General features: G+C 68.1%; 21 protein-coding genes. 9 read left to right on the forward strand and 12 right to left on the reverse strand.

Annotation, left to right across the window (positions count from 1 at the left end; all coding sequences use genetic code 11):
• The first annotated feature begins 16 nt into the window (after positions 1 to 16).
• Positions 17 to 1,552 carry a phospholipase D-like domain-containing protein gene (locus tag BMW35_RS03145; RefSeq protein ID WP_089667946.1) on the forward strand — a complete coding sequence of 512 codons (1,536 nt, stop codon included), beginning with the start codon at positions 17 to 19 and terminating at the stop codon, positions 1,550 to 1,552.
• A gap of 20 nt (positions 1,553 to 1,572) precedes the next feature.
• Here BMW35_RS03145 and BMW35_RS03150 read toward each other — a convergent pair whose 3' ends face one another.
• Positions 1,573 to 3,465, reverse strand: a complete 1,893-nt coding sequence (locus BMW35_RS03150) for a Hef-associated nuclease (protein ID WP_089667947.1) — start codon at positions 3,463 to 3,465, stop codon at positions 1,573 to 1,575.
• 138 nt (positions 3,466 to 3,603) lie between these two features.
• Here BMW35_RS03150 and BMW35_RS03155 point away from each other — a divergent pair, with 138 nt between their 5' ends.
• Both BMW35_RS03155 and BMW35_RS03160 read left to right on the forward strand, forming a co-directional pair.
• Entirely contained in the window at positions 3,604 to 4,095 is a 492-nt protein-coding gene (locus BMW35_RS03155; RefSeq protein ID WP_089667948.1) for a JAB/MPN domain protein-containing protein, read from the forward strand.
• A complete protein-coding gene (locus tag BMW35_RS03160; RefSeq protein WP_089667949.1) occupies positions 4,092 to 4,520 on the forward strand; it encodes an FAD synthase family protein in 429 nt (142 codons plus the stop codon). Before BMW35_RS03155 ends, BMW35_RS03160 begins: the two co-directional genes overlap by 4 nt.
• A gap of 65 nt (positions 4,521 to 4,585) precedes the next feature.
• On the opposite strand, the gene BMW35_RS03165 is transcribed toward BMW35_RS03160, so the two are convergent.
• From BMW35_RS03165 to BMW35_RS03180, 4 genes are all read right to left on the reverse strand, one after another.
• Positions 4,586 to 5,359, reverse strand: coding sequence for an ABC transporter (locus BMW35_RS03165; RefSeq protein WP_089667950.1), 774 nt, complete (start codon positions 5,357 to 5,359; stop codon positions 4,586 to 4,588).
• A complete protein-coding gene (locus BMW35_RS03170) occupies positions 5,356 to 6,255 on the reverse strand; it encodes an ABC transporter ATP-binding protein (RefSeq protein ID WP_245708122.1) in 900 nt (299 codons plus the stop codon). Before BMW35_RS03170 ends, BMW35_RS03165 begins: the two co-directional genes overlap by 4 nt.
• Positions 6,256 to 6,529: 274 nt before the next feature.
• The gene (locus BMW35_RS03175; RefSeq protein ID WP_089667952.1) at positions 6,530 to 6,844 is read right to left on the reverse strand and encodes a hypothetical protein; all 315 of its coding nucleotides are present in this window, start codon (positions 6,842 to 6,844) and stop codon (positions 6,530 to 6,532) included.
• 177 nt (positions 6,845 to 7,021) lie between these two features.
• Complete coding sequence (locus BMW35_RS03180; RefSeq protein WP_089667953.1) at positions 7,022 to 8,164, reverse strand: acyl-CoA dehydrogenase family protein; 1,143 nt, start codon at positions 8,162 to 8,164, stop codon at positions 7,022 to 7,024.
• 254 nt (positions 8,165 to 8,418) lie between these two features.
• On the opposite strand from BMW35_RS03180, the gene BMW35_RS03185 reads away from it, so the two are divergent.
• Together BMW35_RS03185 and BMW35_RS03190 are read left to right on the forward strand one after the other, a co-directional pair.
• Positions 8,419 to 9,270: an RIO1 family regulatory kinase/ATPase domain-containing protein gene (locus BMW35_RS03185; protein ID WP_089667954.1), complete on the forward strand. Its 852-nt coding sequence runs from the start codon at positions 8,419 to 8,421 to the stop codon at positions 9,268 to 9,270.
• 78 nt (positions 9,271 to 9,348) lie between these two features.
• Positions 9,349 to 10,863 (forward strand): aldehyde dehydrogenase family protein, encoded by a 1,515-nt coding sequence (locus tag BMW35_RS03190; protein WP_089667955.1) that lies wholly within the window; start codon positions 9,349 to 9,351, stop codon positions 10,861 to 10,863.
• Positions 10,864 to 11,082: 219 nt separating this feature from the next.
• On the opposite strand, the gene BMW35_RS15250 is transcribed toward BMW35_RS03190, so the two are convergent.
• The 5 genes from BMW35_RS15250 to BMW35_RS03215 all read right to left on the reverse strand — a co-directional run bounded on the left by BMW35_RS15250 (position 11,083) and on the right by BMW35_RS03215 (position 13,531).
• Positions 11,083 to 11,691: a hypothetical protein gene (locus BMW35_RS15250; RefSeq protein ID WP_143052139.1), complete on the reverse strand. Its 609-nt coding sequence runs from the start codon at positions 11,689 to 11,691 to the stop codon at positions 11,083 to 11,085.
• Positions 11,692 to 11,802: 111 nt separating this feature from the next.
• Positions 11,803 to 12,600, reverse strand: a complete 798-nt coding sequence (locus BMW35_RS03200; RefSeq protein WP_089667957.1) for a carbon-nitrogen family hydrolase — start codon at positions 12,598 to 12,600, stop codon at positions 11,803 to 11,805.
• Between the two features lies 1 nt (position 12,601).
• A complete protein-coding gene (locus tag BMW35_RS03205) occupies positions 12,602 to 13,033 on the reverse strand; it encodes an SRPBCC family protein (protein ID WP_089667958.1) in 432 nt (143 codons plus the stop codon).
• 47 nt (positions 13,034 to 13,080) lie between these two features.
• Positions 13,081 to 13,305 (reverse strand): DUF7123 family protein, encoded by a 225-nt coding sequence (locus BMW35_RS03210; protein WP_089667959.1) that lies wholly within the window; start codon positions 13,303 to 13,305, stop codon positions 13,081 to 13,083.
• A 40-nt stretch (positions 13,306 to 13,345) separates the two neighbouring features.
• Positions 13,346 to 13,531: a DUF7525 family protein gene (locus tag BMW35_RS03215; RefSeq protein ID WP_089667960.1), complete on the reverse strand. Its 186-nt coding sequence runs from the start codon at positions 13,529 to 13,531 to the stop codon at positions 13,346 to 13,348.
• A gap of 143 nt (positions 13,532 to 13,674) precedes the next feature.
• Here BMW35_RS03215 and BMW35_RS03220 point away from each other — a divergent pair, with 143 nt between their 5' ends.
• Together BMW35_RS03220 and BMW35_RS03225 are read left to right on the forward strand one after the other, a co-directional pair.
• Complete coding sequence (locus BMW35_RS03220) at positions 13,675 to 14,109, forward strand: DUF7528 family protein (protein ID WP_245708123.1); 435 nt, start codon at positions 13,675 to 13,677, stop codon at positions 14,107 to 14,109.
• Between the two features lie 46 nt (positions 14,110 to 14,155).
• Positions 14,156 to 14,848, forward strand: coding sequence for a cupin domain-containing protein (locus BMW35_RS03225; RefSeq protein ID WP_089667961.1), 693 nt, complete (start codon positions 14,156 to 14,158; stop codon positions 14,846 to 14,848).
• Here the strand turns inward: BMW35_RS03225 and BMW35_RS03230 are convergent.
• Positions 14,841 to 15,869 carry a phosphate signaling complex PhoU family protein gene (locus BMW35_RS03230; RefSeq protein WP_089667962.1) on the reverse strand — a complete coding sequence of 343 codons (1,029 nt, stop codon included), beginning with the start codon at positions 15,867 to 15,869 and terminating at the stop codon, positions 14,841 to 14,843. The genes BMW35_RS03225 and BMW35_RS03230 overlap by 8 nt on opposite strands.
• Before the next feature lie 109 nt (positions 15,870 to 15,978).
• On the opposite strand from BMW35_RS03230, the gene BMW35_RS03235 reads away from it, so the two are divergent.
• Positions 15,979 to 16,149 carry a DUF5786 family protein gene (locus BMW35_RS03235; protein WP_089667963.1) on the forward strand — a complete coding sequence of 57 codons (171 nt, stop codon included), beginning with the start codon at positions 15,979 to 15,981 and terminating at the stop codon, positions 16,147 to 16,149.
• Positions 16,150 to 16,159: 10 nt separating this feature from the next.
• On the opposite strand, the gene BMW35_RS03240 is transcribed toward BMW35_RS03235, so the two are convergent.
• A complete protein-coding gene (locus BMW35_RS03240) occupies positions 16,160 to 17,242 on the reverse strand; it encodes an ATP-NAD kinase family protein (RefSeq protein ID WP_089667964.1) in 1,083 nt (360 codons plus the stop codon).
• A gap of 83 nt (positions 17,243 to 17,325) precedes the next feature.
• Here BMW35_RS03240 and BMW35_RS03245 point away from each other — a divergent pair, with 83 nt between their 5' ends.
• Positions 17,326 to 17,694, forward strand: a complete 369-nt coding sequence (locus tag BMW35_RS03245) for a DUF7522 family protein (protein WP_089667965.1) — start codon at positions 17,326 to 17,328, stop codon at positions 17,692 to 17,694.
• Positions 17,695 to 17,804 lie beyond the last annotated feature (110 nt).

Consider the following 17,804-nt stretch of genomic DNA (forward strand, 5'->3'; position numbering starts at 1 on the left):
GGGACCACCCCGTGTCGTGCTCGTGCGTCTCGCGGTCGCGGCGCTGCTCGCGTCGGCGGCAATCACTGGCGTCGCTCCGAATCCCGCCAGCGACGGCGACGCGGGCGAGTTCGTCGTCGTGGAGTTCGCCGAGCCGACGAACACTACTGGCTGGACGGTCGCCGACGAGGACTCGTCGGCGGCCCTGCCGAATCGAACGCTCTCGGGGACGGTCGCGCTGTCGACGGACCCGGCGGACGCCCGCAACCGCACCACACACCCCGTGGTCGGATTGTCTGGCACGCTCTCGCTGTCGAACGCCGGCGAGCGGGTCGAACTCCGAGCCCCGAACCGGACCGTCGACGCCCTCGCCTACGAGGACGCGCCGACGGCGGAACAGTGGGACGGCGACGAGTGGACGCCGCTGGGCGCGACGGACTTCGCGCCGACGACCGCGAGGAACGTCTCGGTGTCCGCATTCGCGCTCCCGGACGACGCTGGCCCGCCGCTTGACGTCGTCGATTCCGCGGAGAGCCGGCTCTACCTCGCCGGCTACACGTTCACGTCGACGCGCGTCGCGGGCGCACTGGCCGACGCCGCACGCGATGGCGTGGACGTGCGCGTGCTCGTGGAAGGAGGCGTGGCGGGTGGCGCACCCAGTCCAGAGGGCGAGCGACTGAGCGCGCTCCGAGCAGCGGGCGTCGACGTGCGCGTCCTCGACGGCGAGCGGGCGCGGTACAGCTTCCACCACGCGAAGTACGCCGTCGCCGACGACCGCGCCGTCGTCCTCTCGGAGAACTGGAAGCCGTCCGGAACCGGCGGCCACGGCAACCGCGGCTGGGGGGTCGCCGTCGACGACGCGACGGTCGCAGCCCACCTCGCCGACGTGTTCCGAGCGGACACCGGCTGGCCGGACGCGAAGCCGTGGCAGGCCGTCCGCGAGAACTTCACGACCGTCGACGGAACACCGGCGAACGACTCCTACCCGACGCGGTTCCCGCCGGTCGAGACGCGAGCCGAACGCGTCGAGGTGCTGCTCGCGCCCGAGAACGCACGGACGGGCGTCCGAGAGCTCGTCGAGTCCGCAGACGAATCGCTGCTGGTCGAACAGCCCCGGCTCAACCCCGGGGGCGCGTTCACGAACTGGACTATCGACGCCGCCCGGCGCGGCGTCCGGGTTCGCGTGCTGCTCTCCGGGCGGTGGTACAACGAGGCGGAGAACCGGAACACGACGGAGCGCCTGAACCGAATCGCCACCGCGGAAGGCTTGGACCTGGAGGCGAAGCTCGTCGACCCCCGGTCGCGCTTCGAGAAGGTCCACGTGAAGGGTGCCGTCGTGGACGGCGAGCAGGCCGTCGTCGGCAGCCTGAACTGGAACGACCACGCCGCCACGGAGAACCGCGAAGTGATACTGGTCGTCGAGGACCCCGCAGTCGGTGACTACTACCGGCGCGCGTTCCGCGCGGACTGGCGGGGCGGCGCGTGGCGGCTCCAAGTAGGACTGGGTGCAGTGGTCGGAGCAGCGGCGCTGGCTGGCGTCGCGGCAGCGTCGAGAATCGACTTCGAAGCCTGATTCGGAGTGCTACGACTGCGCTACCGCTGCGGGGCGCTGCGGAGGTCGTCGTCCAGTTCGGCCTCGGCCATCTTCTCGATGAGCGCGTCGAGGACGCGCTCGCGCATCCCGGGCACGAACCGGATGGAGCCGACGACGAGGTGGCCGCCACCGGAGACGCCCGCACCGGGCAGTTCGTCGTTGAGGTCCTCGACCATCGTCGGGATGTCGAGGCGCACGCCGTCCGACCGGAGGACCGCGAAGTCCGGGCCGTAGCCGATGGTGATGACCGGCTCACCGGTCTCCTCGACCTTGCGGTCGTGGATTTCGCCCGTCGTCTTGCCGGGCGCGGGGTACGTGAAGCGGTGAGCATGGTTCTCCACGTCGATGCGGTAGAGGTTCGCGCCACTGGCGACGCGCTCGTGTTCGACGTGGCTCTCGGTGGCGTCGAGCTGGTCCTCGACGGCGTCGTCTGCGAGTCGGTCGAGGAACGGCACGAGTTCGCGGTGGCGCTGTTCGTCGCCGTCGACGTTCAGGATGTCCGCGATGACTTGGGTGCCGTGGTCGTAGCGCAGCATGTACGCCTCGTAGTCGAGGGCTTCACTCATCTGCTGGAGGAAGTCCTCGTCGTAGCCGGCCTCGCGGGCGAGGTCGAGGTAGTCCGTCATCGCGTCGGCCTTCGAGCGGTCCGAGAGCCCGGCGACCGCGGGGACGTGTTCGAGGTCATCGGTGAGCCCGGGGTAGATCATGCGCGCGAGTTCGACGCAGAGCATCCCGGTGGTGATGCGGTAGTCTTCGCCGTGCAGGTAGGGGTTGACGTGCTCGTCGACCAGGGGGTCGACCGCTTCGGGGTCAGGGTGGTGGTGGTCGACGACAACGATGGGGATGTCGTAGTTGTCGAGCGTCTTGTACGCCGGCGTGTCCTCTTCGGTGCTGCCGTTGTCCAGCATGAGCAGCAGCGGGAGCTTCTGGCCGTGGCGGGCGCGGTCCTCCAGCGCGAAGTTGAGGTCGCGGGTGGCGTCTTCCATCTCGTAGTAGGGAGCCTTGCTCGGCAGGCGCTTGAGGAGGTGGCGGGCGGCGTCGTCGTCCTGGTGGGTGTCCTCGATGAACTGTCGGAGCGCGTACTGCACCGGGAGGCTCGCGCACATGCCGTCGCCGTCGGCGTGGTGGCGCATCCGGATAGGACGGCCTTCGAGGACGGCGCGGCGGAGCGTGCGCGCGACCGACTGGAGGTCCGGCACGAGCTGTTCGAGCGCGGGCCAGTCGACGAGCGTCTCCGTCTCGACCGGGTCGGCCTGCTCGGCGAACGCGGCGTCGAGCCGACGCGCCACGTCGGCCGCCTCGCCGCCTTCGAGGACGTCTAGTGTCGCGACCTCGACCTGGAAGGTCCCCTCGCGCTCCTCGGCTTCGCCTTTCACGTGGACGATGTCGCCGACCTCGACGTCGGGGTGGGCGCGCACGCCGGCCGCCTCGAAGGCGGTACAGGGCACGGCGCTGGTCTCGTCGCGCACGCGGAAGACGGTCGGGCCGCCGGTCTGCTTGATCTGGACGATTTCGCCCTCGACGTGGACGGTGTCGCCGACGCGGTCGCCGACGGTGGCGGCGGCGGTGCGGTCGTAGGCGTGGCTGCGTTCGACGGTCTCGAAGTCGTCGAGGTCGGCGAGCTCGAAGCTGAGGTCGCCGTTGTCCCGAACTTCCGTGAGATGGACGACCACGTCGTCGCCGACCGAGAGGTCGGGGTCGCCAGTGAACGTGGACTCGTGGACGAGGCCGGAGACGTGCTCGGAGAGGTCGACGAACGCGCCGTACTCCACCACGCCGTTCACGGTGGCGTGGTAGTGTTCGCCGGCGTCGACCTCCTGTGTGGTACAGGAGGGGCGGAGGCGGACGACGGTCGGCCCTTCGGCCTCGCCGTCCACGGTGGCGTCAGTCATCTTGCCTAGGGATTGGTGCCGCCGGGTTTAACTCCTGCGAGGTTCGTTCTCGCGTCGGCTGGCGGGTGGGGCGTCGGGTCGCCGCGCCGTCACACCGGAGTCGGAACGCTCAACTTTCGCGGGCGTGGACTTCGAGGTATGTTGTTCGGTGGGCGGCCGTCCGTGCTCGGTATCGCGACGGACGCACTCGAGTTCGCGCGAGAGGCCGCCGAGGACTCCCACCCCGACGAGTACCTCGGCCTGTTGCGCGCCACGCCGGCGAAAGACCTCGACCTCCGCGAGGACGAGGGCTACGTCGTCACGGACGTGCTCGTCGTGCCAGGCACAGAGACCAACCCCGTGAGCGCGACGTTCGGCTCCTCACAGGTCCCCAACGACCTGCGGAACGTCGGGAGCATCCACTCGCACCCGAACGGCGTGCTCGCGCCCTCGGACGCCGACCGGGCGATGTTCGGGAAGGGGCAGGTCCACGTCATCCTCGGCCACCCCTACGGACGGGACTGCTGGCGGGCGTTCGACAGCGAGGGCGAACCCACGACGCTGGACGTGCTGGACGTCGACCTCCCCGACGACGAGGAGTTCTTCGACTTCACGCAGACGGACATCGACAAGGAGTTGAGACGGGAATGACACGGGTCGTCGCACAGGGCACGTTCGACCTGGTTCACCCCGGCCACGTACACTATCTGGAGGACGCCGCCGGCATGGGCGACGAACTCCACGTCATCGTCGCCCGGCGCGCGAACGTCACCCACAAGGAACCGCCGGTGCTGCCGGACCGCCAGCGCCGCGACGTCGTCGCCGCTCTCGACCCCGTCGACGAGGCCCGCATCGGCCACCCGGAGGACATCTTCGCGCCAATCGAGGACATCGACCCCGACGTCATCGCGCTCGGCTTCGACCAGCACCACGACGAAGCAGCAATCGAAGCCGAGCTCGCCGAGCGCGGCGTCGACTGCACCGTCGAGCGCGCCTCGTCCCGCGAGAAACGCTACGACGACGAGGTGCTGTCGTCGGGCGACATCGTCGACATGATTCTCGACCAGCGCGGGTAGGCAGAGCATTCGCGGACGCCACAGAGTGCTTCCCGGACCACTCTCAGGTGCTGTCGTCGCCCGGGTCAGTAGTGTCCGAGGACGCCTCGTTCGCGTGCTTTCGCCGTTCCCGCCCGGAATACGAGCAGTCCAATCGCGAGATAGACGCCCGACTGCCCGACCAGCAACACGAGGTCGAACGCCGGTAGTTCCCACAGGCGGAGTCCGTCTGTCAGCACGCGCTGCACTGTGTGACTCCCCAGCGACATCGGGAGGAGTTTCAACAGCGCGTGCTCCTCGACTGGCAGCGCGATCAGGCCAGCGAACGAGAGTTGCACCAGCGGAAACACCTTCTCGATCTGCTTGTAGACGAGCGCCATCCCTCCGAAGGCGAATCCGAGCCCGACGACCGGGAGCAGCGTCAGCAGCCCGAGCACGACGAGTGAGAGCGGTGCGACAGATAGCCGCGTCCCCGTCGTCAGCATCATCAACACGAGGAGGGCGATGCCGGTCGCGAACGTTCCCAGGAGGTTGACCGCGGTCTTCACCGCCACGACCTCTGTGAAGCCGAACGGAGACATCGACAACTGTTCCAGCGTCCCCCACTGCGCCTCGTCGGTCAGGTCGTGTGTCAGGTCGGCGTACGCCGAGACTGCCATCGTGAAGAGGAAGTAGCCGACGACGAGCGGCCCGACTGACCGCGAAATCAGGTCTGCGGCCACGAACTGCCCGCCGAAGAAGACGAGTGCGAAGAACACGTACAGCGTCACGAACCCCATCAGGGTGTTCACGAAGTACCGACGCGAGAGTGCCACCGATTTACCCGCAATCACGCGGAACAGGACGAGATGCCGGTTCATGGCTCCGCCTCCTCTGGTGGCAGTGAGGTGGCCGTAGTCAGGTCGACGAAGACGTCTTCGAGGTCGGGCTCGATTTCAGTGAACGACCGGACGGTCGCGTCTGCCGCCCGCAGCACGTCGACGCACTCGTAGAACTCTGCACTCCCCGCGAGCGCAACGTCGAACGCCGCGTCGCCGGTGTCGGTCCGCCAGTCGAGCACGCGGAAGCGGGCGTCGAGCGCTTCTCGGAGGTGCGCCGGCGGAGTGCCAGTCAGCTGGACGCGGTACGACTGGGACTGGAAGACGTCGAGTAAGTTGTCGACGGAATCGTCGGCGACGACGGTGCCGTCACTGAGGACGATAACGCGGTCGCAGACGGCTTCGACGACGTCCATGTCGTGGCTCGTGAGTACGATTGTCTTGTCTTCGTCGCGGGCGAGGCGTCGGAGTTCGGTCTGGAGGTCGCGGGTCGTCTCCACGTCGAGGCCGAGCATCGGCTCGTCGAGGAAGAGGACGGGCGTTTCACGAGCGAGCGTGCAGCCGAGGGCGACTTTCTGCTTCATGCCGCGGGAGAGGTTCTGTGCCGGTTCGTCCGCTTTCCCGGTGAGTCCGAGCGTGTCGATAATCGCTTCGTGCCTGTCGGTGCGTTCCCGTGGGTCGATGCCGTGGAGGCCGGCGAAGAACGCGAGGTTCTCACGGACGCTCAGCCGCCAGTAGACGTTGCGCGCGCCTTCGAGAACGGAACTCACGTAGTCGTACGCGCGTGACCGGGCTTCGTGTACGGGCACGCCGTGAATGGAGACCGAGCCGCTCGTGGGTGTGACGAGTCCGAGGACAGTTTTGACCGTCGTCGTCTTCCCAGCGCCGTTCGGGCCGAGCAGTCCGACAATCTGCCCGGACTCGATGTCGAACGACACACCGTCGACGGCGGTGACGCGCCCTGATTCGCCCGCGTAGGTTTTCGTGAGTGCCGAGACCGAAACTGCAGGGTCGTCTCGTGGAGGGGGAGTCGGTCGGGGACACATCCTTGATCGTCGGTCTGCTACTCGGGGAACGTAGTTAAGCGTACGTGGCAGCCGAAAACGGACGCAGATAGTTCGACGATTCGAGGCCGCCGGACGGCGCGTCGACACCGCTCCGGCAGCGTCATCGAAGTCGGACGCGCAGACGGCGGGGTCAGCGTCCGGCCACTCACAACATGAACAGCCGGACGGTGACCGTCGAGAGGACAGCACTCGCAGCGAGGACAGCGACGCCTGCGAGGAGAGCGGTCTTCAGTGTGTAGTAGTACCGAACAGCGACCGCAGGGACGAGTGCGACCGTGAGTGCGGGGAGGACGTGCATGAACAGCGGGTACGGTGCGTACGCGTCCAGCCCCGAGGCGTCGAAGGCAATCATCCACGCGACCTGTGCAACGACGGTGAGCGCGACCGAGACGAGGCTCAGGAGACCGAGTCCGGCGTCTCGCGCGCCGATTGTGCGACTGGAGCGGCTGTGGGCGGCCACGTGGGTGAGTCGTCGAACAGTTTGATAACTCCTCGGTAGTGTTGGGTTATCTACGAGTGGCGCAGGCCCCGTGCCACCGAGAACGTACTACTGGGTGGAGCTCCACGAGGTCTCGGAGCAGACTCGACACGGAATCAGAAGCGGCCAGAGCGGCGGCCCGCAGCGACCGGACGCAGTCTACAGTCCGATTTCGCGGCCGATGACGAGGTGCTGGATTTCGGACGTTCCCTCGCCGATTTCCATCAGTTTCGCATCGCGGAAGAACCGCTGGGGCGCGAAATCAGTGGTGTAGCCGTAGCCGCCGAGCGTCTGGACGGCGTCCTCGGCGACCTCGCGGGCGGCCTCGCTGGCGTCGAGTTTCGCGAGTGCGGACTCGCGGGTGACTGACTCGCCGTTGTCGTACTTCGAGGCGGCTCGGTGGGTGAGCAGGCGGGCGCGCTCGGTCTTCCGGTGCATGTCCACGAGCTTGTTCCGGATGGCGTCGAACCGCGAGATGGGCTGACCGAACTGCTCGCGTTCGGTCGCGTAGGACTTCGCGGACTCGTAGGCACCCTGCGCGAGCCCCGTCGAGAGCGCGGCGATGGAGATGCGGCCGCCGTCGAGGGTCTTCTTCGTCTGCTCCCAGCCGTCGCCCTCCTCGCCGAGCAGCCGGTCCTCGGGAATTCGGCAGTCGGTGAGCTTGATTTCGCAGGTCGGGGAGGCGTTCAGCCCCATCTTGTCCCACTCGGTCGTGACCTCGAAGCCGTCGTCCGCCTCGGGGTCGACGATGAACGTCGAGATGCCGTCGTAGCCGGCTTCGGGGTCGGTGACGGCCTTCACGAGCACGCTGCCGGCGACCGTGGCGTTCGTGATGAACTGCTTGGTGCCGTTCAGCACCCACTCGTCGCCGTCTCTCTCCGCCATCGTGTCCATGTCGCTTGCGTCGCTCCCGCTCTCGGGCTCCGTGAGCGCCCACGACCCGAGGTACTCGCCCTCCGCGAGCGGGCGCAGCCACTCCTCTTTCTGTGCTTCGGTGCCGAACAGCTCGATGGGCTTGGAGGCCAGCGAGACGTGCGCGGCGTACGAGAGGCCGATGGAGCCCGAGACGCGACCGAGCTCTTCGGTGACGGTGGCGTACATGAGCTGGTCGCCGCCGAGGCCGCCGTACTCCTCACTGACCGGGACCCCCATCATGTCGAGGTCGGCGAGCTCGTCGAAGATTTCCGCGGGGAAGCGGTGCTCCTCCTCGATGTCCCACGCGATCGGCTCGATCTCTTCCTCGCAGAACTCCCGAACGGTGTCCCGAATCATCCGGTGTTCGTCGGGGAGGTCGAAGTCCATGGGACAAAATTTGCCACCGGCTGCATAAACACACCGGAACCCGGTGTGTGACACCGTAGCGCTCCGGCCGGCGCACTCGGGGCTACGTCCAGCGAGCCACTCGGGCTTCAGAACGCGTGGGCGGCCGCGGGCACGCCACTCGCGAGAACTGGTCGGTGGAACGCACCGGGGTTCGGGTCGGTGTCCGCGGTGGCGACCCGTCGCCCTGCAGCGGTGGTCGCCGGACCTATGTCACGGGCCCTCGAAGTAGCGGTGTGAGCATCCGACGGCTGGCCCGCGGCACCGTCCCGTGGGACTCCCTGGAGGCGGTCGCCCGCGAGCTCGGCGAGCGCTACGACCAGGACACCGTCCGCGTCTCCTTCATGGACGCGGACAACTGGCTGTCGACGCCCTGCGTCGTCAACGACCGCTGGTTCGTCAAAGTCGTCACTGGGCAGAATGCGCTCGTCCACGCGCTGTTCACGGGTGCCCGGAACCTCGGCGTGTTCTCCAGCGGGACGGAGGGGTTCTTCGAGGCGTTCGACGGCCCCGTCGAGATGGCCGAACACGAACTCGACGCCACGCGGAAGCTCCGCGACCTCGGCGTGAACGCCCCCGAACCCATCGAGGCCTTCGAGGTTGATGGGCTGGGCGTGCTCGTCCTCGACTACATCCCGGAGTTCGCGCCGCTCGACGAACTGCCCGCCGAGGAGGTCGCCGAGCACGCGTCCGCGCTGTTCGAGTCGCTGTCCGTGATGCACGCTAACGACGTCACACACGGCGACCTGCGCGCGGAGAACGTCCTCGTGTCGGGCGGTGACCTCTACTTCATCGACGCGACGAACGTCGACGGCGACGGCATCGCGGACGCCCGCGCCTACGACCTGGCGTGTGCGCTCGCAGCCCTGGAGCCACTCGTCGGCGCGCAGACGACGGTTCGGCCCGCACTGGAACACTACAGCGTGGACGACGACGCCCACGACGTCGACGGACCGGCGGACGCGCTGCTGCGCGCCCAGGACTTCCTCGGGTTCGTGCAGATGCGGCCGGACCACTCCTTCGACGCCGCGGCGCTCGCCGGCCAGATCGAGCAGGCAGCCACCGACGCCGAGGACGCGACACGATAGCAGTGACCACGGTGGGGCGTCGCCCTCCCGCCCATGGAAGGCCTATCTTTTTCACCGTGTGCCACGCAGGTTTTGCCGATGACGTACCAGCACTACATCGACGGCGAGTGGGTGGACGGCCACGGCACCGATACCTTCGAGAGCACCAACCCGGCCAACGGCGAGACCCTCGGCGAGTTCCGACAGGGCACGCCCGAGGACATCGAGGACGCAATCGCGGCCGCCGACGCCGCCGAGGACGAGTGGCAGTCCATGTCCCGCATCGCGCGTGCGGAGTACCTCTGGGACATCTACCACGAACTCAAGGACCGCCACCAGGAGCTCGGCGAAGTCGTGACCAAGGAGTGCGGGAAGGAAATCTCCGAGGGGAAAGCCGACGTGGCCGAGGCGTGGCACATGGTCGAGTGGGCGGCCGGCGACGCCCGCCACCCGAAGGGCGACGTGGTACCGTCCGAAATCGCGGACAAGGACGCCTACATGCGCCGGAAGCCCCGGGGTGTCGTCGGCTGCATCACGCCGTGGAACTTCCCGGTCGCCATCCCGTTCTGGCACATGGCCGTCGCGCTGGTCGAGGGCAACACGGTCGTCTGGAAGCCCGCCGAGCAGACGCCGTGGTGCGGCCAGATCATCGCCGAGATGTTCGAGGACGCCGGCATCCCCGAGGGCGTGTTCAACATGGTGCAGGGCTTCGGCGACGCCGGTGCCCGCATCGTCGACCACGACGACGTCGACACCGTGCTGTTCACCGGCTCGGCGGAGGTCGGCCAGGAGGTCGGTCAGAAGGTCGCCGAGGACCCCGGCAAGCTCGCGGCCTGTGAGATGGGCGGGAAGAACGGCATCGTCGTCACGGAGGAGGCGGACCTCGACATCGCCGTCCACTCCGCCGTGATGTCCTCGTTCAAGACGACGGGCCAGCGCTGCGTCTCCAGCGAGCGCCTCATCGTCCACGAGGACGTCTACGACGAGTTCAAGGAGCGCTACGTCGAGGTCGCGAAAGACGTCGCCGTCGGCGACCCGCTCGACGAGGGGACGTTCATGGGTCCGGCCATCGAGCCGGAGCACGTCGAGAAGATTCAGAAGTACAACGACCTCGCTCGCGAGGAGGCGAAGAACGTCCTCGTCGACCGCACGGAGCTCGGCGACGACGAGATTCCCGAGGGTCACGAGGACGGCAACTGGGTCGGCCCGTTCGTCTACGAGGTCGACTACGACCCGGACCTGCGCTCCATCAAGGAGGAGGTCTTCGGGCCGCACGTCGCGCTCATCGAGTACTCCGGTGACATCGAGCGCGCCGTCGAAATCCACAACGACACCCCGTACGGTCTCGCCGGTGCCGTCATCAGCGAGGACTACCGACAGATCAACTACTACCGCGACAACGCCGAAGTCGGCCTCGCGTACGGCAACCTCCCGTGCATCGGCGCGGAGGTCCAGCTGCCGTTCGGCGGCGTGAAGAAGTCCGGGAACGGCTACCCGAGCGCCCGCGAGGTCATCGAGGCCGTCACCGAGCGCACCGCCTGGACGCTCAACAACTCGAAGGACATCGAGATGGCGCAGGGCCTCAGCGCGGACATCAAGACCCAGGACGACTGAAGCCGGCGGGCATCTCCGCGCCTAGCGGAATCTCCAGGGGCGACCGAGGCACGAGGATACCGAGTGCCGAGGGAGGGTTTGGCGGACACCCAGATGGCCAGGGGCTTAACGCGGACAGCAAGACGCAGGACGACTGACGGTAGCGCCCACGGATTCGGGCCGGCGGCGCGTCCGTGCCAGGTGACGCTGGCTTCGCTCGGCTCCCGGAGCCGGTTCTCGTCACCCCTCGCCCTCGTCGCAGGAACTGTCGGCCTTGCTGAGCGCGGCGACGCCGCCGCCCTCGACGATGTGGAGGAACAGGACCGCACAGTCGCGGCTGTTCACTTCGGTGAAGGTCTCCCAGGTCTCCGCGTCGTCGACGCGGGCGCGGACTGCGTACGTCCCTGGCTCCTCGGGCCAGTCGTGGTCAGCCAGCAGGTCGGCTGGCGGGTCGCTGTCGTTGCCCTCCGTCCCGAGGTCGTAGGACTGCCAGAATATCGGGTCGCCGTCGTAGGAGACCTGCAGGTGGAGCGTGTGAGAGACCGAGTCCTTGTTGGTGGCCAGCAACGTGTCGAGCGCGAACTCCATCCGGTCGTCGCCGCCGTCGCCACTGCCCCCAAGCGCGGAGCACCCAGCTAAGGCTGCGAGACCGCTCGCGGTGGCAGTGAGGGCGGCGCGGCGTGTCACTCTGGACGGCACGCCGCGACGGTACCGGCGCTGCCGTGAAACGTCTTTGGGCGGGCCGAGGATGGGAGAGGAGGTGGACGCCGAGTGCGCGGCCGCGAGTCCCGGAGTCGCGGCCGCGCGGTGGTGGCGGTGGGTGCGGGCGCGGAGCGTTGTTGCCGTCACGACGAGAAAAGCGTCGCTTCCGGCAGTAACGAGTAGTGCTCGCCCGTACTTAAATTCACGTATCCCGGCGGGTGGAGTGGAGACGACACAGCGACTCAGTGAGGAGCACCGTCAGCGCCGGCGGTCGCGGAGCGCGGGGAACTCCTCGCGGACGCTCGCGGGGCGCTCGGGGTCGAGGTCCGCGTAGACGATGGTGGGGTCTTCGCCGGTGCCGGCGAGCGTCGTCCCCCAGGGGTCGTAGACGGCCGAGCGACCGACGAGCGCGTCGTCGCCGAAGTCGCTGGCACCGTTCACGGCGGCGACGTACGCGAGGTTCTCCACGGCGCGAGCCTTCGGGAGCAGCTTCCAGTGCTCGACGCGGGGGTACGGCCACGCGGACGGGACGAGCACGAGGTCGACGCCGTCGTCGGCGAGGTCGCGGTAGAGCTCGGGGAACCGGAGGTCGTAGCAGGTCGTCGTCGCGACGGTGAACCCGAGCAGGTCCGCGGTCGGCACGGACTCGCCGGGGACGAGCAGTTCGGCTTCCGCCGACTCGTAGCCGAACAGGTGGTGTTTCCGGTAGACGAGGCGGCGCTCGCCGTCCGCGTCGAACAGCACGCTCGTGTTCGCCAGCCCGTCGTCGGCAGGCCCGCCCTCGGACTCGGCGAGGTCCTCGACGACGCTGCCGGCCAGCACCGCGACGCCGGCGTCGGCCGCGACCTCCCGCATCCGCGTCAGCTTCTCGCCGTCGAGACCTTCCGCCTCCCGCTGGTAGGAGTCGAACGCGAAGAACCCGACGTCGAACAGTTCGGGGAGCGCGACGAGGTCCGCGCCCTCGGCGGCGGCCTCCCGGATGGCGTCCTCGGCGCGGTCGAGGTTCGAGTCCACCGCCGCAGCCTCGACGTCGAGCTGGGCGAGCGCGAGCCGCATCTCAGTCGCCACCGGTCTTCCCGTCCTCCTCCAGTTTCCGCTGGAGGCGGTCGAGTTCGTCGTCGAGGTTCCGTTTGAAGAACTGCTCGACACCCGGAACCTTGCCGTCGACGACGAACCGGTTCGTGAGCGTCGACCCGCCGCCCTCGACTTCGTGGATCTCGTGCTCGCCGGTGACGTTGAAGATGCCGGACTTCCCGACGAACTTCACGAACGTCGGCGGGTCGACTTCCACGTCGCGGGTCTCCACGTCGATGGTGCTGCGGACGACCGGAATGGGGAGTGCGACGTGCCACGTCGTCGTGTCGCCACCGGTCGTGTAGCTGTCCACGACACTGATTGCGTCGGCGCGCTTCTCCGGGTCGGAGATGAACGCCCAGACGTCCGCGGGCGACACCGACAACTCGAACGTGCGCTCGACCCGAACAGTCATACCGGCACTTCCGGGTCCGCCAGCAAAAAGCCGCCGATTCCGGGGGTCTAGGCGGGTTCGACCCGCCAGGTCGTGGACTTCGACCGGCTCCACTTCTCGATGTCGACCTCCTCGCTCTTCTCGGCGAGTTCCGGGAGTCGCACACCGACCTGTTTCGAGGAGAGTCCGAGGTGTTCGGCGATGTTCTTCGAACGGAAGTACCGCTCACCCCGGTCGACGCTCTCCCGGAGGTAGTCGAGGATGCGACGTTCCTCGTCGGTGTAGTCGCTCATTGTCGCCACTAGGTGGTTCGTCGGCTTAACGGTTTTCCGCCTACCCCCAGATGTGGATGGCAGCGACAGACGTAGCAGCGAGTGTCACGGCGGCACCGAACCCGACTGCGGTCTGGAACTGTCCCGGCGATACGAAGGCGTACGCAGCGGCGGCGACCGTGACCAACCCGAGCACGATGCCGATGCCGACACCCATGTCCGTCTCGTCGGCAGACTGAGTCGTCATGCCGCGAGATTGTCGGTGCCGTGCCTTAATTCGTTCTACTCGCCGCCGGGCACCGAGGACAACAGACTGCTGGGACGCGAACCGTTGGCAGGGTAGCCAATCACTTTTCACGGTTCGTCGACACGGCTCGGGTATGGAACGGAGTGCCAGCGCTCCTGGTCGCGTTCTCGGATAGCGACTCGGTCGACGCCGAACCGACCGACGACGGCGTCGAGCTGTCGGTCGACGGCGACCGGCTCGTGCTCTCCCGGGCTGCCGCCGCCGAACTGCGGTCGGCGGTCGGTGACGCGCTGACCGAGCGCCAGTCGTTCGGTCGGACGACCGGCGTCTACCGGTCGGACGGCAGCTACGTGGTCGAACGCCGCGCGGCCGAGACCACGGGGAACTCGACGGTCTTCGAGTCCTTCGATGACCTGTGGCGCGTCTTCGACGGCCTGCCCGAGCGTTTCGTCGCGGACGACCTGGACTGCGTCACCGGCTCGCGACGCCACATGCTCGTCTGGCACTTCGTCGAACACCCGGGGTTCCCCGCGTCACTGGCGGTCCAGCGTCCGCTGACCGCAGAGAAGGGACCGTGAGCGAAGGGGCCCGAACGCTTTTCCGACGCCGCAGCGGTTCTGGGGTGTGTCCCTCCACACGACCGGTCGCCCGCTCGACGCGCACGGTGAGCCGACTGCCGGCCCCGCTCTGGAACTCGACCCGGAGAGCCGCGCTGCCGACCTGCTACGGGAGTCGCCACACGCACTCGCGTCGGCCCCCGGGAGCCGGACGTGGTCCGTGCTGCTCGACGACCCGGACGCCGACCGCCCCGAGATGGTGCTCTGGCTCGGCCCGGACGCCACTGTCCTGCCGCCCCACGTCCACCGCACTCGCGACGAGACGTTCGAAGCACTGCGGGGCGAACTGACCGTCACCGTCGACGGCGACCCGCGGACGCTCGGGCCCGGCGAGTCGTACACCGTCGACCCGGGCGTGCCGCACAACTTCGCGAACGAGACCGACGGCGTCGTCGCGTTCCGCGTCGAGCCGCCGTGGGCGAAGACGGTCCTGACGCAGTACACGGTCTCCGGGCTCGACCACGAGGGCACGTTCGGTTCCGACGACAAGTACGGCGAACCGGGACCGCTGTACGCACTCGTGTCGAGTGAAGCCCTCAGTGCAGAGACCAGACTACAGGTCGCGCCGCACGTCGTCCAGCGCGTGCTGTGGGCGACAGTGGGCCGAGTCGCGAAGCTGCTCGGACACCGGGCGGTACGGGAGGAGTACGTCTCCGACGCCTACTGGAGGGAGACCGTCGAGCAGCCCACGTTCAGTTGATGGTGGTGTGGTCGGACTGCTCGTTCAGCGCGAGGTTCGCGGCGATTTCGGCGTTCCGCATCGAGTACTGAGCGGACTGCTGGAGGCTCACCAGGACCTCGCGGACCTCCAAGAGGTCGTCGTTGCCCATCTCGGGGAGGTCGGCGAGAATCTCGGCCTCTCGGTCCTCGATTTCGGCGAACTGGTCGCGGACCTCGACGGTCGCGTCGTAGTCGCGGTCGACGGCCGCAGCGACCGCGTTCGCCGTCACGTCGTCGACCTTGTCGGTGAACTCGCGGATGCGCCGCATCGTCCCCTGGTCGACGTCGAGCGTGTGGCCGTCGGCCTCCATCACGATCTCCGCGATGTCCTCGGCGTTGTCCGCGACCAGTTCGAGGTTCTTCGCGACGCTCCGGTAGCCGATGAGCGGGAAGCCGTCGTCGAGGCCCACTGCCCGAGCGAGGCTCGGGTCGTCGAACGCGGTGAAGATGAGCCGCAGCAGCAGGACGAAAATCTTGTTCGCCTGGCGTTCGCGGTTGAGCGCGCGCTGCGCGAGGTCAGGGTTGCCGTGGGCGAGCGCCTTCACGGCCTCGCCGCGCATCGTCGAGCCCGTGTTCTCGAGGCGTTCGAGGAGGTTGTCGAGGTCGAAGTCCTCGGGGTCGACCGAGCACCGGATTGTGATGCGGTTCGGTGTCTCCTCGACGACGCCGAGACCCATGAGCTGGGTTTCGGCCTTGTAGACGGCGTTGATGTGCGCGGAGTCGAGGGCGTCCTCGCTCTCGACGTGGATGACGCGTCGGCCGAGCACGTACTGCCCGACGATAGCTCGTTCGACGGCGCTGGCGTCGAAGTTCTCGGCGTGGATGGTCGCCTCGGTGTCCTCGCCGTGTGCGGACTCGGGCGTGACCGCGAGTGAGCCTTTCCCGCTCTCTCGGACGGTGACCTCGTCGCCCTTCTCGACATCCTGTTTGCGCGCCCACTCCGCCGGCAGCGTCATGGCGAGCGTCGACGGTCCGAGCCGCTGGACCTTCCGTGTCTCCATGTGTCACCCGACGAGACCCCACACCTTAGTTTTTCCCACGAGACCTTATACACGGACAAGGGCGCTGGAATGCGGCGTACTTTTCCGTGGGCCGCGCCTGGGGTCGAGTATGGGTTTTGGTAGCTACGACGAGTCCGAACAGAAGGACCAGAGCGTGGACACGGACGACGACCGAGGGGTCAGCGTCCACGAGAACGACCACGACGGGGAGATCTCCTTCGACTCCGAGGCCGACAGCGACGAACTCATCGACCAGCTGCAGTCGATGAAAGACGACTAGCGGCGGCAGCTCAGACGACTTTCACCATTCGTTCTTCGAAGCGACCGACTCGCACGTTCGTCCAGCCGCGTAGCGACTCGTCGACGCCCTCGTCGCCCGTGTCCACGCGCAGCACGCCCGTCTCGTCGAGTTTGCGGGGCGAGGCGACGACCCGGACCTCGCTGCGCTCGATGACCGCGGGCGATATCTGGTGGTTCCCGCGGCCGAACACGAACCCCTGGCCGCCGATGGGGGAGACGTAGACGACGTTCTCGTCGCCGAGCGCCCCGAGAATCTCGTTCTCGCTGCCGTCCTGCACGACGAGTTCACCGTCCCGGTAGACGTCCACGCCCAGCGGCGAGCCGTCGACGCCCAGTTCCTCGGCGATTCGGCCGACGGTCCCGCCCGGACCGAGCACGTACGTCACGCCGTCCTCGACGCTCGCCGCGACCCCTGCAGCGAGCGCGCCCGTGCTCCCGGAGTGGACCTGCTTGGCGGACTGGAGGTCCTCCGCGACCGGCACCTCGACGACGCCCCGGAGACGGGTCCGGACCTCGCCGTCCCGGTACGCGTCCTCGTCGATGTCACTCACCTCTCGGGTCTCCGTCTCCTCGAAGGTGGCCGCCACGCGACCGGCCGCCTCGGGCCGCACCGCGAACACGGACGAGTACACCTTCACTCCCGCCGGGACGCCCAGCACGGGGACGTCCGCGTCGAGGTCGTCGAGCGCCTGGGCGACGTCCGTCGCGGTTCCGTCGCCGCCCACGAACAGGACCAGGTCGGCTCCGCGGTCGACGAACGCCGCGACGGCCGCCCGGGTGTCCTCGGCGGTCGTCTCCGCGGCAGTGTCCGGCGCGCGCGCTGGCTCACCGACGACGTCTGGGTCGAAGCCCGCCGCCCGCGCCTCGGCGGCCCCCATCGGGTCGCCGAACGTCAAGAGGCGCGTCTCGGGCGCGTGGTCGCGCAGTGCCACGAGTGCGGCCCGTGCGCGCTCGGGAGCCCGCGGCTCTGCACCGCGCTCGCGGGCCGCCGCGACCTTCCCGTCCGTTCCCTTCAGGCCGACCCGGCCGCCCATCCCGGCGATGGGGTTGACGACGACGCCGACAGTACGCATACCCGAGAGTCGGACTGCGGGCCGAAAAGCCACGCGGTCGTCGCGGTCGAAACCGTGAAAGGGCTCCCGGGGAGTCTGGCAGTATGGCTGGGATTGCGACCGAGCTCGTCGACGCACTCCACGACCACGTCGGCGACTCACTCCGAACCGTCGGCCACCACAGCGCCGACGAGTGGACCTTCGACTACGTGCGCGACGAACTCCAGGACGCCTACGACGAGGGCGACCTCGACGCCATCGCCGAAGAGCTCGCACTGAACGAACTGGAGAGCGACTACCAGGAGCGGCTCTACGAACTCGGTGACCTGGGCGCGACCGTTCGGCTGTTCGACCGGGGGTCTGTCGTTCACGTGCCGACCGCGCCAGCCACCGGCTACCTCGTCTCTCTGGACGACGACGCCGACGTGAACGCCCGAGACATCATCGCGCTCGTCCACGAACACGACGCGTGACGGGGCCGCCCGGCGCTGCCGGAACCAAGCGTTAAAGACCGAGCCGTCGGAACGAACGCGTATGTTCACGCCACTCGAAGCGAGTTCGTCGCTCCCACCGAACCTCACTG

It is taken from the genome of Halobacterium jilantaiense (assembly GCF_900110535.1).
Classification (GTDB): domain Archaea; phylum Halobacteriota; class Halobacteria; order Halobacteriales; family Halobacteriaceae; genus Halobacterium; species Halobacterium jilantaiense.